General features: G+C 44.3%; 14 protein-coding genes. 2 read left to right on the top strand and 12 right to left on the bottom strand.

Features of this window, described 5'->3' with window-relative positions; all coding sequences use genetic code 11:
* Positions 1-74: 74 nt before the first annotated feature.
* Positions 75-872, bottom strand: a complete 798-nt coding sequence (locus tag OXI21_RS09405; protein ID WP_279619320.1) for an endonuclease/exonuclease/phosphatase family protein — start codon at positions 870-872, stop codon at positions 75-77.
* 228 nt (positions 873-1100) lie between these two features.
* On the opposite strand from OXI21_RS09405, the gene OXI21_RS09400 reads away from it, so the two are divergent.
* Positions 1101-4577 carry a pyruvate carboxylase gene (locus OXI21_RS09400; protein ID WP_279619318.1) on the top strand — a complete coding sequence of 1159 codons (3477 nt, stop codon included), beginning with the start codon at positions 1101-1103 and terminating at the stop codon, positions 4575-4577.
* Positions 4578-4812: 235 nt separating this feature from the next.
* Here the strand turns inward: OXI21_RS09400 and OXI21_RS09395 are convergent, their stop codons facing one another.
* The 5 genes from OXI21_RS09395 to OXI21_RS09375 all read right to left on the bottom strand — a co-directional run bounded on the left by OXI21_RS09395 (position 4813) and on the right by OXI21_RS09375 (position 7888).
* Entirely contained in the window at positions 4813-5199 is a 387-nt protein-coding gene (locus tag OXI21_RS09395; protein WP_279619317.1) for a hypothetical protein, read from the bottom strand.
* A 77-nt stretch (positions 5200-5276) separates the two neighbouring features.
* Entirely contained in the window at positions 5277-6188 is a 912-nt protein-coding gene (locus OXI21_RS09390) for a hypothetical protein (RefSeq protein ID WP_279619316.1), read from the bottom strand.
* A gap of 158 nt (positions 6189-6346) precedes the next feature.
* Complete coding sequence (locus OXI21_RS09385) at positions 6347-6820, bottom strand: copper resistance protein NlpE N-terminal domain-containing protein (RefSeq protein WP_279619315.1); 474 nt, start codon at positions 6818-6820, stop codon at positions 6347-6349.
* A 24-nt stretch (positions 6821-6844) separates the two neighbouring features.
* Positions 6845-7369, bottom strand: coding sequence for a hypothetical protein (locus OXI21_RS09380; RefSeq protein WP_279619314.1), 525 nt, complete (start codon positions 7367-7369; stop codon positions 6845-6847).
* Between the two features lie 78 nt (positions 7370-7447).
* Entirely contained in the window at positions 7448-7888 is a 441-nt protein-coding gene (locus OXI21_RS09375) for a hypothetical protein (protein ID WP_279619313.1), read from the bottom strand.
* Positions 7889-8353: 465 nt separating this feature from the next.
* On the opposite strand from OXI21_RS09375, the gene OXI21_RS09370 reads away from it, so the two are divergent.
* Positions 8354-9295, top strand: a complete 942-nt coding sequence (locus OXI21_RS09370; protein ID WP_279619312.1) for an AEC family transporter — start codon at positions 8354-8356, stop codon at positions 9293-9295.
* A gap of 149 nt (positions 9296-9444) precedes the next feature.
* On the opposite strand, the gene OXI21_RS09365 is transcribed toward OXI21_RS09370, so the two are convergent.
* The 6 genes from OXI21_RS09365 to OXI21_RS09340 form a co-directional block, all read right to left on the bottom strand.
* Positions 9445-10023: a superoxide dismutase gene (locus OXI21_RS09365; protein ID WP_279619311.1), complete on the bottom strand. Its 579-nt coding sequence runs from the start codon at positions 10021-10023 to the stop codon at positions 9445-9447.
* Positions 10024-10304: 281 nt separating this feature from the next.
* A complete protein-coding gene (locus OXI21_RS09360) occupies positions 10305-11177 on the bottom strand; it encodes a glycine betaine ABC transporter substrate-binding protein (RefSeq protein WP_279619310.1) in 873 nt (290 codons plus the stop codon).
* Between the two features lie 62 nt (positions 11178-11239).
* The gene (locus OXI21_RS09355) at positions 11240-12100 is read right to left on the bottom strand and encodes a glycine betaine ABC transporter substrate-binding protein (RefSeq protein WP_279619309.1); all 861 of its coding nucleotides are present in this window, start codon (positions 12098-12100) and stop codon (positions 11240-11242) included.
* A 126-nt stretch (positions 12101-12226) separates the two neighbouring features.
* Positions 12227-13090, bottom strand: a complete 864-nt coding sequence (locus tag OXI21_RS09350) for a glycine betaine ABC transporter substrate-binding protein (protein WP_279619308.1) — start codon at positions 13088-13090, stop codon at positions 12227-12229.
* A gap of 224 nt (positions 13091-13314) precedes the next feature.
* Positions 13315-14196, bottom strand: coding sequence for a proline/glycine betaine ABC transporter permease (locus OXI21_RS09345; protein ID WP_279619307.1), 882 nt, complete (start codon positions 14194-14196; stop codon positions 13315-13317).
* A 3-nt stretch (positions 14197-14199) separates the two neighbouring features.
* Positions 14200-15435 (bottom strand): glycine betaine/L-proline ABC transporter ATP-binding protein, encoded by a 1236-nt coding sequence (locus OXI21_RS09340; protein ID WP_347815496.1) that lies wholly within the window; start codon positions 15433-15435, stop codon positions 14200-14202.
* Positions 15436-15675: the final 240 nt, after the last annotated feature.

Below are 15675 nucleotides of genomic sequence, written 5' to 3'. Positions count from 1 at the left end.
GCAATTTTAGCGGGATTTACGCCAATATATTTTCTTATCTTTACATTAAGTGTATGACAAAATCGTTATGCTCGTTATGCAGTGGATGAGGAGAGCGCTTGTTCTGAGTCTTGAACTTTAAAGGTGACAACGAGTGGATTATGATCCGATGCGTCCGTGCGAATCACCTCAGAAGAATGTACCTCGAGCCCACGATAAAAGATAAAATCGAGCGGATGTTTAAAGACATTTTTACGCTCATCATTATCAAATCGCACCGGTCTTAAGCCCATGCGACGGGTAAATTGATAGAGAAGATGCAGGCGCGCACGGCTCCAAGTATTAAAATCGCCGGCAAAAATCACCGGACCATTATGATTCATCACATGTTCCGCAAAGGATTTAATCTGCTCGCGATAGATGCCAACGCCCAGGCTAAAATTGACCGCATGCACATTAATCACCATTAAATAGCGTCCATCATGCATCTGATAAAGGGTAATTAGTGCGGATTTTGGGAGGCGCAAAAAGGGCTCATTTTTACGAAATGCCTTGCAATAGACTGGTTGGACTTTTGATAAGGTCATGACGCCAGAGGTCATATTGGGAAGTTCAATGGCGGGCACTTGGTCGGCCACTAAAAAATTTCGTGTGGCAAAATCAATTAAATTTTGGGTGGAATGGGCTTCTTGCAGGAGTACAAAATGGCGCTGTTTGGCGTGTTCTTCCAAAAGAGTTAACCAGTCAAGCCGCTGCTGTTTGAAGATATTCCAGACCATCACCGAAATATAACGCAGGTTCGGAAGCGTCTTTTCATGCTCATAATCGGGCGATGGGAAAATGGTTTCTCGACCGGCATCAGTATAGCGATAGGTAAAATTAGTTTTGCTCATAGGCGTATTAGTAGTAGAATCGTCGTGTAGTAATTGTGTAGTCTTTATTCAAAAGTCATCGTTTTGCTTTGATTGCCCCTCCATTTTAGCTGATTTATAGGCAAATAGGGTGATTAAGTGGTGACATTTGGGGGACTGACTGCTATATATAAAAGAAGTTCATAGTTGAACTCAATAAAAACATAAATAAATTATAAGAAATAATCATATCCGGAGGAAACATTACAAATGTCACCAGATGCTTACGATGTCAGAAAAATTAAGAAGCTGTTAGTTGCCAACCGTTCAGAGATTGCGCTTCGTATCTTACGCGCAGCGTCAGAGATGGAGATCAAAACCGTGGCGATCTATGCGGAGCAAGACAAGCGTTCGACCCATCGTTTCAGAGCAGATGAGAGCTATATCGTAGGAAAAGGCAAACGTCCGCTTGAAGCGTATCTCGACATCGATGATATTATCCGTATCGCAAAAGAGACCGGCGCGGATGCGATCCATCCCGGGTACGGTTTCTTGGCAGAAAATCCAAAGCTCGCTCAGGCGTGTTTGGATAATGACATTGTCTTTATCGGGCCATCCATTCAGGTTTTAGAGAGTTTAGGTAATAAAATTGCGGCGCGTAATTTGGCGATTTCAGCCGATGTGCCGGTGATTCCCGCTTCAAGCTCGCTGCCTTATGAGATGGATGAGATTCGCAAAATTGCAAACGAGATCGGCTATCCTGTGATGCTTAAAGCAAGCTGGGGTGGTGGCGGACGCGGGATGCGCGCGATCTTTAGTGATGCTGAGCTTGAAACTTGCGTTGAAGAGGCGCGTCGTGAATCCCTTGCGGCGTTTGGGAGCGATGAGGTCTATTTTGAGAAGATGATCGTTCACGCCCGTCACGTTGAAGTTCAGCTCCTTGGCGACTTACACGGCAACATTGTTCATCTGTTTGAGCGGGACTGCTCGGTGCAGCGTCGTCACCAAAAAGTGGTTGAGCGTGCGCCAGCGCCTTATCTCTCTGATGAAACCCGTGAAGCGCTCTGCCAAAGTGCGATTCAGCTCGGTAAAAAAGCGAACTATACCAATGCGGGAACCGTTGAGTTCCTACTCGATTCAGAGACCAATAAATTTTACTTTATTGAGGTGAATCCGCGCATTCAGGTTGAGCATACGGTGACCGAACAAGTAACCGGAATTGATATTGTAAAAGCGCAAATTCAAGTGGCAGAAGGGGCAGAAATTGGCACCGATTCCATGGATGTGCCAAAGCAAGAGGAGATTAAACTCTCAGGCTTTGCGCTTCAATGCCGAGTCACAACGGAAGATCCGCAAAATAACTTTGTTCCCGATAATGGAACGATCATTGCCTACCGTTCGCCTGCGGGCTTCGGGATTCGTCTCGACGGGGGTACGGCTTATTCAGGCGCGGTGATTTCGCCATATTACGACTCGCTTTTAGTGAAAGTGACCACATGGGGCAGCACAGTGGAAGAGTCGATTCATCGTATGGATCGTGCGCTGCGTGAATTTAGAATCCGTGGGGTTTCAACGAATCTGCTCTTTGTTGAAAATGTGATCAATCACCCGAAATTCCTCCACGGCGAATACACCACGAAATTTATTGATGAGACGCCTGAGTTATTTGACTTTAGGGTCAATCGTGACCGCGCGAGCAAAATGCTCAATTTCCTTGGGGAAGTGGCGGTTAACGGGAATCCTGAGCTCGAAGGCCGTGAGATTCCAAAACATTTTATTAAACCAATTTTACCGGCACCGACACCAAAACAGATCATTGTGAATGAAGAGGTGAAGGGATCGCGCGAGCGTTTAATTGAGCTCGGGGCGGACGGTTTTTCAAAATGGATGCTCGATCAAAAAGAGGTGCTCATTACCGATACCTCCATGCGTGATGCGCACCAATCGCTCTTTGCAACGCGTATGCGCTCCAATGACCTGTGGGAGATCGCGCCTTATTATGAGAAATTGATGCCATCGCTCTTTTCCGTTGAGTGCTGGGGTGGTGCAACGTTTGACGTCTCGATGCGCTTTTTAAATGAAGATCCGTGGGATCGTCTGCAAAAATTGCGTCAAATGATGCCCAATACTCTGTTCCAAATGCTCCTGCGTGGGGTAAATGGCGTGGGCTATACCAGCTATCCCGATAACGTGATTCAACATTTTGTGAAACAAGCGGCCGAGAATGGCATCGATCTATTCCGCGTATTTGACTCACTCAATATCGTTGAAAATATGCGCGTATCTATGGATTCGGTAATTGAAGCTGGTAAGCTTTGTGAAGGGACTATCTGTTATACCGCCGATCTGTTTGACGCATCACGTCCGAAATATCAGCTCCAATATTATGTGGATCTTGCGAAAAAACTTGAGAAAGCGGGCGCTCATATTATTGGCATTAAAGATATGGCGGGGATTTGTCGTCCTCGCGCAGCATCGGCACTGGTTAAAGCGCTTAAAGAAGAGGTGGGTTTACCAATTCACTTCCATACTCATGATACGTCAGGCATCGCATCAGCGAGCATTTTAGCGGCGATTGAAGCAGGCGTTGATGCGGTAGATACTGCGGTTGATAGCCTTTCAGGGCTAACAAGCCAACCGTCGATGGGATCAATTATTAACGCGCTGAAAGGCACTGAAAAAGAATCTTCGATTTCGCTCGATTCGGTTAATAAAATCTCCACCTATTTTGAAGGGGTGCGTTCGCTCTATGCGCCATTCTCATCGGATATGAAGGCGGGAACGTCAGACGTTTATCGTCACGAAATGCCCGGTGGGCAGTATACTAACCTACGTGAACAAGCGCGCAGTATGGGCTTAGAAGCACGTTGGAGCGATATTGCATCGGCTTATGCGGATGTAAACCAATTGCTTGGGGATATCGTAAAAGTAACGCCAAGCTCGAAAGTGGTTGGTGATATGGCGCTAATGATGGTGACCCAAGAGATCTCGAAAGAGGATGTCTTAAATCCAGATAAAGAGATCGCATTCCCGCAATCGGTGGTCGGTCTTTTAAAAGGGGAGCTCGGTATTCCAATGGGCGGATTTCCAGAGGATATCACCGCCAAAGTATTGCAAGGTGAAGAGCCAATTCACGGCCGTCCGGGCGCGCATTTGCCACCGGTAGATCTTGAGAAAGTCCGTGAGGAATTAAGCGCTGAGCTTGAGATCGAGATTGATGATAACTATTTAGCCTCTTACTTGATGTATCCTGCGGTATTTAAAGATTTCATCAAATTCCAAAAAGAGTTTGGCGAGGTATCGACGATTCCAACAAAACCCTATTTCTACGGATTAGAGAAAGATCAATATGTGAGTATTGAGCTTGAGCGCGGAAAAGATATCTTAGTGAAATTGATGGCGATCTCAAGTCCTGATCGCGGTGGAAACTGTTCAGTATTCTTTGAGCTCAACGGTGAAACCCGTGTGATTAGTGTTCCGAAAGCGGGGCTTCAATCGCAAGAGAAGAAGCGTCCGAAAGCGGAAGCGGGCAATAAACGCCAAATCGCGGCGATGATGCCAGGGGTTGTCGGTAAGATCCACGTCGAAGTCGGTGATATCGTCAAAGAGGGCGATGCGGTCATTACTCTTGAAGCGATGAAGATGGAAACAACGCTCCGTACAGAAATTGGCGGGATTGTAAAAGAGGTCTCTGTGGCATCCGGTGATGCAGTGGAATCACAAGATCTACTCTTAATTATCGAGTAAGGTAATTATCACTTAGGTCATCGATTATTAATCATTGATCGTGACCCATAAAGAAGGCCTAGAAGTGGCGAGTATACAACTGATGTAAACTCGTTCGCTCCTAGGCTTTTTATCGCTTAGATTCTAGGCAAAGAAAAAGCCCTATTATCTGTTTTTAAGTCAATAGATCAATAGAGCTTTGAATTAGAAGCGCCCTCTAGCTGAGGTCTTATTGTGACTGCTTATGGTGATTGATTTACCACTCGCGGAAATCTTCGGTAATATCTTCACCGTCTTCGATGGCAAGGCCCGCGGCAACGGCCGCGTCCGTCATAAACTCGACGATATTTTCACGCTCGATCGTTTCAATTAAGGCATATCCACAGCTTTTGTTTACATCATTGAGCGCAAGCACTGCAACTTCAATGGCTGTACGGATCTTTCCTTCATTCTCATCGGCTTCACCTAGCGCATCGATATAGGCATCGAGCGCCTCGGTTACAGAGGTAATATCTGCGAGCGTATACCCAACATCATTCGGGGTCTCGCCGATATCATCAATGCTTTCATCATAAAATAGATATTCCAGCATCGTGTGAGTAATCGCTTCGTGATCACGAAAGGGGGCTAATTTGTCTGACATAATAATTTATTTACCTTTTTAGATAATGATTTATATAAATAGATATCATTTGATTATAACAAGATGAACCTAAGTGTCTATGGTTTGGGCAAAGCTTTTCCCATCGCTTGGTACATTCCGTAGCCTAAATAGCGAATTGTTTGATCTAAAATAAGTTCATTGAGAGCGCGTAGGAGAGCTTTACGTGAAATATTAAGCATCTGCGAGTAGTAATAATCAAAGAGCCGATTGAGGGTAAAGCAGTGTGGAAAGGTAAAATAATGATCCACCAATACCGTTACCCCATCTTGTTGGCGGGTAAAACGAATGCCATTATTGCTCTTTTGATAGCTCCAAAATGCATTTTGTAATACAACAATGCCATCTGAAACCGATAAGATTGGAAGATTGCGTAAATTAAGCTCCGGATTGCGCTCCGTGAAGGCGGCAATCAGTTTCGCTTGTAGCGCCGCATAATCGAGTACACTCTTTTTTAGTATAAAAGAGTCAAGCGAGTCCGTTTCACGGGTGATAAAGAGGCCGTTTGCTTCAATGTAGGTCTGTTTACGATAGAGGCGAATATTGGTGAGCTCATAGATCATCAAAAAGGGCTCTTGCCAATTGCTCTTCTGTTTGGGCGTCATCTCCGGCATTAAGATCGCTTTAATGAGTACATCGCCCAGCAGTTTTAAAAAACGCTTTGGATCGTGCTCAAGAAGGTGATAATAGGCGGTTAGTAGGGTTTCATCATAATCGGGATCTACAGCGCGTTTAGAAGGGAGCGGCAGGGCTGATGTGTGAGTGGCATATAGCGCTTCAAAAAGTGGGAGCATGCGCTGGGTAAAAGAGCTTTCAGGGAGATCAAGCGAAAGAGTAACCCGTTCGTTTTTTTTGGCCTCTTGTAGTACCGTATCATCATAATTGAGACGCAAACAGTGGCGCTGCCCAAGGTATTCGGCATCGTGATCGGTGTGATTGAGAAGCGTAATACTGAGTTGACGTGTCGGCAAAGCGATAAGACTCCCAAGACAAAATTAAAGAACGTGATCTTTAATTAATACCACGAAATCAATACTTTGTGAAATGCTTTATCTGAGTAGAATCAATGGCTTGTAAGATAAATGGCATGATAGCTTGTTCGATTTAAGCGTTCGTTATGAACGGTACTTTAAATGCGCTCGTAGACGAAATCTTTCCCTTGAATATTCATGCATTGAGTGCCGTCAGGACCCAGTTGATAGAGTTTATCGTTATGGTAGAGATATTTTGTGTTCGCATCGACGTTTAGGATAATGCGCGTGCCGGTCTCATCCCAGCTAAAGTCTCCCTCATCGCCGTAAGTGCCATCCGGAAGCCCCACTTGAATAATGGTGCGGCTAAAGGTGCGATCAGGGCGAAGCGTAAGGGTAATTTCGGTGGCTTCACAATTTGCGCAGGGGAGATAGGCACGATAGGTGCCGGGATAATCAAGGAGCGTCTCCTGCGGTTGAAACTCACGATCAAATTTTGGCGCATGAGAGGTATCAACCGGCGCGTCACTTTTGATAATCTCTACATGGGGACGATGCGATGAAGGCTCGGTGGGCCAAAAAGCCATCGCCAGCAGAGTGCCAAGAAAGATAATGAGAAAAAGACGCGCCATGGGAAAGTCCAGAAGTCCGATTAATTAACGAATGAGACTAAAATTATACCGCGCTGAGCTCATAATCGCATTGATTAATTCAGATTGATCCTTGTTTTCACGGCTGACCACCGAGAGAACCACCATTTTTCCATCATCAAGATAGAGATCGCAGGTGGAAATTTTATCGGCATCAGCTTGCATCACATAGTGAAGATGATCTTCACGGAGTTCAATGGAGCGTAAAATTCCGCGACTTCCGAGTTCCTCTTCAATCTCTTTTTGATGGTCGGCTAAGGTTTTTGTTCGATCGGCTTTCGGTAAAATCGCGCTACTTACAAGAACAGTCATCCCATGTTTGGACGACTGTTCAAGGAGGAGCGTCCCTTCGGGAGAGCGCTTTGCGGAATAGATATCATTAAACGAGCTATCGAGCATCATCGTTACCACGCCTTGACGAGAAGTGACAACTTTTTCCTCAATCGGTTGCACCATTTTATAGGCCATCACACCGACAGCAATGATTAAAAGAAGAAAAAAGCTCACAATAAGATTTCGTTGATTGCGCATACAATTGGCTCGTTTCAGAGTAAAGGTTAGTTAAATTGAATTGCCCATTATAAGCTACATTGTAGGGCTTGTGAACGGCTAAGAGGCTTTGACTTTTAAAAGCGCTTCTAAAATCTCGCTATGATTTTCATTCTCTTTCACGTAACTCTCATAAGTAGCGGTGAGCGCCTTGATAAACACCTGATATTTGTGCTCGCTTAATTGGACGTGGAGGGTCTCTTTCATCTCAGGTTTAGTGAGGCGATTCACCTCAAGGTAGGCATCAAAAATGGGGAGTTGGAGTTGAAAGAAGAATGAGAATTCTTCACGATATGAACGATCGATAAATACAAAGGATTCAAAAGGGTAACATCTATTAAGGGCTTTGCTCCGAGAGTTTTTTATGCAAAAACAATCTTTATGGATAATATATACAGATTTTCCACTTACAAAAGTGAGTCCATAAAAAATAAGTGCAAGTAAGAAGAATGGGGAGATACAGATCATTGTTGCAAAAAAGATGAACCAATAAGATTCCAATTCCAATTCCGATTCAGGATACAGATAGTCGACAATCGGAAATACAGGGATAAAAGACAATAAACCTACAGAGATAAAAATAATAATTAATCGATGATACCGATTTGCCTTGAATCGTAAAGGGTAGGCATTGATATTCATGATGAAAGTCCTTTTGCAATAGCCATAGATTGTTCTACGGGGTTATTACTTGATTAAGTAGAATAATTCAAAAAATCCGTTTTGAATTATGTTCGCTTATGCGTTTAATAATTTTTATCGGTATATTTTTTGTCAAACCCTGTGCAAAGTCAAGCAAATAGCTTACAGTGAGGAATCAAGTATTCTGTTTACAAGTGTAACAGAATATATATAAAGGAACGTTAAGAGGCGCGATAAAATTGGGCGTTTAGCGAAAGTGGTATCGATTATCAAGTGCATAATCGATATGGATTAGATAGATAGCGTATTTGGCAGAGAGATAACATGATTTTTCTTACAACACTTTCCTCCGTGTCAATCATGGGGGTGATGGTTTTGATCGGGACGCTTTTGCGTCGCAATTATGCATTCACACCAGATGTGCAGCGCATGCTGATTACGTTGATTGTTAATATCGGATTACCCTCGATTATTTTGGCGAGTATTTTTAATTTTGAGCTCGATTCGGATCTATTAACGCTGGTGTTTTTAACTTTTGGCTTATCGGTTGCGCTCAATATTACCGGGATTGTGATTGCTCGCTCGATTGCGAGATTGCGCGGTGTGCCGAAAGCGGCCGCGAATGAGATTGCGATCACTGCAACGCTTGGGAATACAGCCTTTATCGGGATTCCGCTCTGTGCGATTTTACTGGGCGCGAAAGGGGCGTTGTTAGCGGCCGTTTTTGATGCGGGGCTAGATTTTGTGATGTGGACTGTGGCGGTCTTTCTGCTTCAATCGGGGCAGACTTTTTCGTTAAAATCCCTCCGTGCGATGATCAATATCCCAATGATGGCGATAGTGACCGGGATGACGCTTGGATTATTGCAGTTTGAAGCGCCGGACTTTTTAAAGCAATTAACCAAAACGCTTGCGGCGATCGCAAGTCCTTTGGGGATGATCTATATCGGGCTTTTAGTGCCCGATCTTTGGCATAAGCTCCGCACCCTTAAAGTTGGGCGCTTAAGTTTTGGGATTATTTTTAAAATTGTTGTTTTTCCGCTAGGAGTGCTCGGTATTTTACTGATGCTCCCGATCGATTCTCTCGTGGCGAAGGTGATTATCATTCAAGCGACCATGCCAACCTTAACGCTCGCTTCGGTGCTTTTCCAGCGCTATGATGCCGATGTCAATTTTGGTACGGCGATGACGATTGTGTCGGTGCTTTTATCGCTCATCACCATTCCGATCATGGTCTATCTCGCCAGCGATTTGATGGCGTGGTAATTAATAATCGCTTATAAGTAGTAGGAAAAGAGTAGGGCAATAAAAAAGCCACCGGTAACGCTTCAAATTAAAGCAGTCGCCGATGGCTTTATCAATATCGCTTCTTAGAGAATTTTATTGAATCATCTCTAAATATGGAACCGTTAAACTTACGCTACGCGCTCGTTTACTTTGTCCCAGTTTACAAGCACCCAGTATGATGCTAAGTAGTTAGGGCGGCTGTTACGGAAGTCGATGTAGTATGCGTGTTCCCAAACGTCACAGGTTAAAAGCGGTGTTACGCCTTCTGTTAATGGGCAACCTGCGTTTGAGGTAGACATTAATTCAAGTTCGCCCGCTTTGTTTAATACAAGCCATGCCCAACCTGAACCGAAAGTGGTCGTTGCACATTCGTTGAATGCCGTTTGGAATGATTTGAAATCGCCCCATTTAGCGTTGATCATTTCAGCGATTTTACCGGTTGGCTCGCCACCTTTTTGAGGCGCAAGTGATTCCCAGTAGAATGTGTGGTTCCAAACTTGTGCTGCGTTGTTGAAGATACCGCCTTTTGATTTAAGGATGATCTCTTCAAGAGACATAGTTTCAAACTCAGTGCCAACGATTAACGAGTTTAATGTGTTCACGTAGTTTTGGTGATGCTTGCCGTGATGATATTCTAAAGTTTCTTTAGAGATATGTGGCTCAAGTGCATCGATTGCATAAGGTAAGTTAGGTAATGTAAAGGGCATAGTTCGTCTCCTTTAAATTTGAATAAGCCAATTAATTAGATAGTATCTATAGTTCTTTGGGTCCGCAAAGCGGATAGCCATAGAGACTATAGGAGATTAATAGATCTCAATCAAGGTTAAAAAAAATAACTCATTGATTGTTCATATTAATATTTTTAGCCAAAGTTTACAAAAAGAACTGGCGCGACCGGCATTTGCTTCATTGCAGGTCCCGCATTTTGTAGTCTTTTTGTATTGATTTAAATTGTTTATGGTTCTGATTCTGAGTCTTAGCCTAAACGTTATGGGGAAGCTCTGAACGCCGCATCGAGTCTTTCTTGGTGACGTTTATAAAATTCATAAGCGCCTACTTTCGGGTGGCGGGGATTTTCGGCAATTAAGTTAATCAGCTCGCTAAGTTCAGCGCTATTAAAATTAAATTGCGCTAAAAAGGTGCTAATTTCCGGAAACTCTTCTTTAAAACCTTTCCGCGCGACAACGACCATCTCGTCAATGGGGTAGATCCCTTTGGGGTCTTCTAACATTTTAATCTCGTGCTGCGCCCATTTATAATGAGGTTTCCACCCGGTAATGACAATCGGCTCTTCCGATGAGATCGCGCGTTTTAATTCGGTAACCATCGCGCTTTCCGATGAGGCCACTTGCTCAAAGTTAAGATTATAGGCTTCAATGGCGCGTTCGGTGCCCGCGTAAATGCCTGATCCTGTGCCAATGCCATATATTTTTCCCGCCATCGCCGCTTCATATTGAGGAAGCTCATCAATGGAGTTAATCGGCAGATAGTTAGGTACAACAAGGCCCGTGCTCGCATCATCAAACACAACGCCAAGAATATCGATCGAATCGCCGTAGCGCTCCCAATATTTTTTCTGAGTATGGGGGAGCCACGCATCGACAAAAATATCGGCGCCACCGTCGGAAAGTGAGGCATAGAGGAGGCCTAGCTCAAGGTAGGTGGTTTCAACATTGGTGTAGCCGTGTTCGTTTAACACCACTTCCGTCAGCGAGGTGAGTGCAACGGCTTCTGCACCATCAGGGTAGACCATGCGGATGGTAGGGTTATCGGCTTCGGTGGATTGATTCATATCGCTGCATGCCGTTAAGAGCAGGGAAAATCCCATAATAATGGTGAGTAATAATCGGTTAATGCCCATAAAATATCCTTTGGTGATAGGGGGTTATTATTGTTGTGGAGTGGTGTATCGTGATGGGTCAGTTAAATAAAGATCGCATCGAGTTTCTCTTGATGCTTTTTATAAAACTTCATCGCGCCACTGTAATTGGGGTCTTTAGTCGTTTCTTCGTGAATAATATCGATCAGCTCATTGAGCTCATCGATGGAGAGTTTAAAATTGGGTAAAATCTTAGCAAGCTCGGGGTGATCGTCTGAAAAGCCGTTTCGTCCGATAATTTCAATTCGATCAATGGGGAAGACCTTTTTCGGATCATCGAGCATTTTAAGATCGTATTTATTCCATTTATAGTGGGGCGTCCAACCGGTGATAATTACATGTTCTCTACTATTAATTGCACGGCGAAGTTCTGCCATCATTGCGCTTTCTGAAGTATTGAGCTGAGTGTAATTGAGCCCATAAATTTCGATCAGTTCGTTGGTCTTTTTGTTGGTGCCCGAACCGGCGCCAAGTCCGTAGATTTTCCCATCAAAGAGTGCCACATTATCGTTAAGCTCAAGAATGGAATTGATTGGCGTATAACTTGGAACGACAAATCCGGTGGTGCCATGATCAAAAAGAACGCCAATTGCCTCCAGTTTCGCGCCATATTTATCCCAATAACTCTCTTGAGTGAAGGGGAGCCACGCGTCCATATAGAGATCCACATCGCCCTTTGAGAGCGCCGCCCAAAGCAGCCCGACCTCTAAATAAGTCGTTTCAACCGGGCCATAACCGTGCTCTTCAAGCAAGATTTTGCTTAAAGTTGAGATCGCAATCGCCTCAACGCCATCAGGGTAGACAAGATGGAGTGCTTTATCATTGCCGTGAGTCTCCTGCGTGGTGTCACTGCATCCCATCAAGACTAAGAAGGAGAGCATCATAAGAGAGATTAACTTTTTCATAACATCACCTATGGTTGGAAAATTTAAATTCAAAAAAAGGCCATCATCACGATGGCCTTAAATACGTCTCTGTGGCGGATTAACCGCCTAAGCCTCATGCATTATTCATGAGTGTTGCGGGAGAAATTATGAGTTAAACCAGCCATCGATGGTGGTTTTATATTTCTCATAAAATTCTGCTGCGCCTTTTTTCGGATCGTTTGATTCTTGGTCCGCTTTACGCACCATTCCCATCAGCTCATGGAGTTTGTCTGAATCAAGTTCGAAGTTTTGGAAGAAGACTGCAAGCGCCGGTTTATCTTCTTTAAAACCTTTACGCGAAAGGATGTTAATTTCGTCAATTTCATAGACTGATTTTGGGTCTTCTAACATTTTAAGATCATAGAGGTCCCATTTGTAATGAGGTTTCCAACCGGTTACGATGACCGGCTCTTTAGCGTTAATCGCGCGGCGAAGTTCGGCCATCATTGAGCTCTCACTTGAGGTAATTTGCTCGTAATCTAACCCATAAACATCGATCGCTTTAATGGTGTTGGTGTGAATCCCCGCACCTGAACCGATGCCGTAGATTTTTCCGCCAAACATCTCAACATTGTCGTTAAGTTCATCGATTGAATCGATCTCAACATAATCAGGCACCACTAAACCGGTACTCGCATCATCAAATACGACGCTTAATTTATCGAGATCTTTACCAAAGCGCTCCCAATAATCAAAGTGAGTGTTCGGTAACCATGCGTCTAAATAGAGATCGGCATCGCCTTTTGCAAGTGATGCATAGAGCGGGCCCGGTTCGATTAGGGTTGTGGTGACATCCACATCGTGAGCGGTTAAAACAACATCAGCAAAGTGGGTCATCGCAACGCCTTCCGCCCAGCTTGGGTAGAGGATCGACACAGATTCTTTCCCGTCTGCCCCTTGTGTAGTATCGCTACAGCCTGCAACGAGTAGACCAAGACCGAGTACCGCCATGGATAAAAGTTTCTTCATTAAATATTCCTTTCTATTGAATTAAATTAATATCTAAAATGTCACAATAAAACTGCTAAATTTGATGATAAAGTGCGCAATTTACGAGGCTTCAGGTGTGAAGCGAGAGCCTTTGAGGAATCACTCCTAAAGGGTTGACCGGTATCGGTCGTCAAAGGCTCACTAATAATTAACTTCGATTAATTTCGATTAATTGCGACGCATTGTCTGTTTGTGTCTGTGAATTATTCTGCGATTTGATTACCGTTTTTACCAATGGCTTGGGTAATGCGGTCTAAGATAATCGCAAGGATTACGATTGAAAGACCGGCTTCAAATCCGAGTGCCATATCGGCTTGCTGAATTCCTTGGTAAACACTTTCACCAAGACCGCCAGCGCCTACCATCGAACAGATCACCACCATTGAAAGGGCGAGCATAATGGTTTGGTTTACCCCGGCTAAAATCGTTGGCATCGCAAGCGGAATTTGCACTTTAAAGAGGGTTTGGCGACCGGTACAGCCGAACGCGACCGAGGCTTCCACAATCTCTTTTGGCACTTCATTAATTCCGAGCGAGGTCATACGAACCGCAGGCGGAAGCGAGAAGATCACTGTTGCAATTACCCCAGGTACGTCCCCAACGGAGAAGAAGAGGATCGCAGGAATAAGGTATACGAATGCCGGCATCGTCTGCATAAAGTCCAGTAGAGGGCGCACAATCGCTTCAACGCGTTTATTGCGAGCACACCAGATTCCAAGGGGAATCCCGATCATTAAAATAATGATGGTCGAGACCAATACCAGTACCAACGTACTGATGAGGTGGCTCCAAAAGCCCATGCCGTTGACGAGCATTAATCCCAAGAAGATAAAGAGCGGAAGCCCTAAACGTTCTTTGGCATTATTGCGGGTGATTTTAATATTGGTAAAACTCTTCGTGATCGCGAAAAATGCGAGTAGCGCAATAATCACCGCGAATAAAACCGGATGAATTTTACTTAAAAATGATTCGAAAAAATGAATCGAGTTGCCGATCATAATGGCGATCTGGTCAAAAAATGGGCGACCCACTTGCGATAACCAGTCGACAAATTGTTCGACATATTTACCTAATTGAATAGTCATGGATTACGCTCCTTTCTCTAACGATTTACCAAATAGCTTCGCGTCGATCACGGTTTGATCGTCACTGCCTGCCATCATCTCAACCACGCTGATATAGCGGAGATAACCCACAGGGCGATCGCGTTCATCAAGCACGGCGATGGGGTAGGTGTGGTGCGCAAAGAGCGGTAAGGTTTCCGAAAGTGGCGTATCACTTGACACGTGCGGGATATTAAGAAGGACTGGCGTTAAATCGCGTTTTCCTTCCTCTAATAATCGGCGCGCATCTTTAAGGCGAATATAACCTTGGAAGCGGTTCATATTATCGACCATCGGCAAAAAGTGATGGTTAAAGCGTTCCATCTGGCGCACCGCATTCGCAGGGCCATCTTTATCAAGGCGAATTCGCTGTTTGAAGGGTTTCATCAGCCCCGCAGCAGTAATCACCTTAGTGGAATCCACCTCATCGATAAAGGATTTTACATAATCATTCGCAGGATTTAATAGGATATTTTCCGAGGTATCTTGCTGAACAATCACACCATCTTTCATAATCGCGATGGTATCACCAAGCTTTAACGCCTCATCTAAGTCGTGCGTGATAAAGACAATGGTTTTCTTTAATTTTTGTTGAATTTCAATCAGCTCATCTTGCATTTGTGAGCGGATTAAGGGGTCAAGCGCACTAAATGCCTCGTCCATCAGTAAGATTTCAGAGTCGTTCGCGATCGCACGAGCAATCCCGACGCGCTGCTGCATCCCGCCACTTAATTGGCTGGGGTAGGAGTCTGCATATTCGCTAAGACCGACCATATCAAGCACTTCACGGGCTTTTTCATGGCGCTCTTTAAGCGGTAAATTTTGAATCTCAAGCCCAAACGCCACGTTATCTAAAATCGTCTTGTGGGGCAGAAGGGCAAAATGTTGGAAGACCATTCCAATTTTTTGGCGACGAACCTCTAAAAGTCCCTTTTTATCGAGCTTGGTGATATCTTCACCATCCACTAGGATTTCGCCCGCGGTTGGGATATTAAGCATATTTAAACAGCGCAATAGGGAGGATTTTCCACTTCCGGAAAGCCCCATGATTACAAAGATCTCGCCATCATTAATGCTGAAATTTGCATGGTTTACTGCAACAACACTGCGTGTCTTTTGCAGAATTTCGTCTTTCGATGCTCCATTTTCAAGCATCTTCATCGCCTGTCTTCGATTTGAGCCATAAATAAGGGACAAATCTTTGACTTCTAATTTACTCATAATCTGTATAATTATCCTTTTTGAGTTGATCCATAAATGGGCTGGCAACTAACATGTAAACACACAAAAACGCCATGCCAGATCAACTTTATCTAACGAGCTTCCGATCAACGAGCCGAAGGGTGGCTCAAAAAATCCATATTTACATCGAGACAATTTGCTGTACAAAGCAAAAACTGACTAAGAAGACGCTATAAATGCGCTATGTCTCGGGTTGATCTCTCAAACTTAAAGCTCTAA

The sequence above is a fragment of the Ignatzschineria sp. RMDPL8A genome, assembly GCF_029815055.1.
GTDB lineage: Bacteria > Pseudomonadota > Gammaproteobacteria > Cardiobacteriales > Wohlfahrtiimonadaceae > CALZBJ01.
The sequence above is the reverse complement of the archived record's forward strand: the minus strand, read 5'-3'. Positions and strand labels throughout refer to the sequence as shown.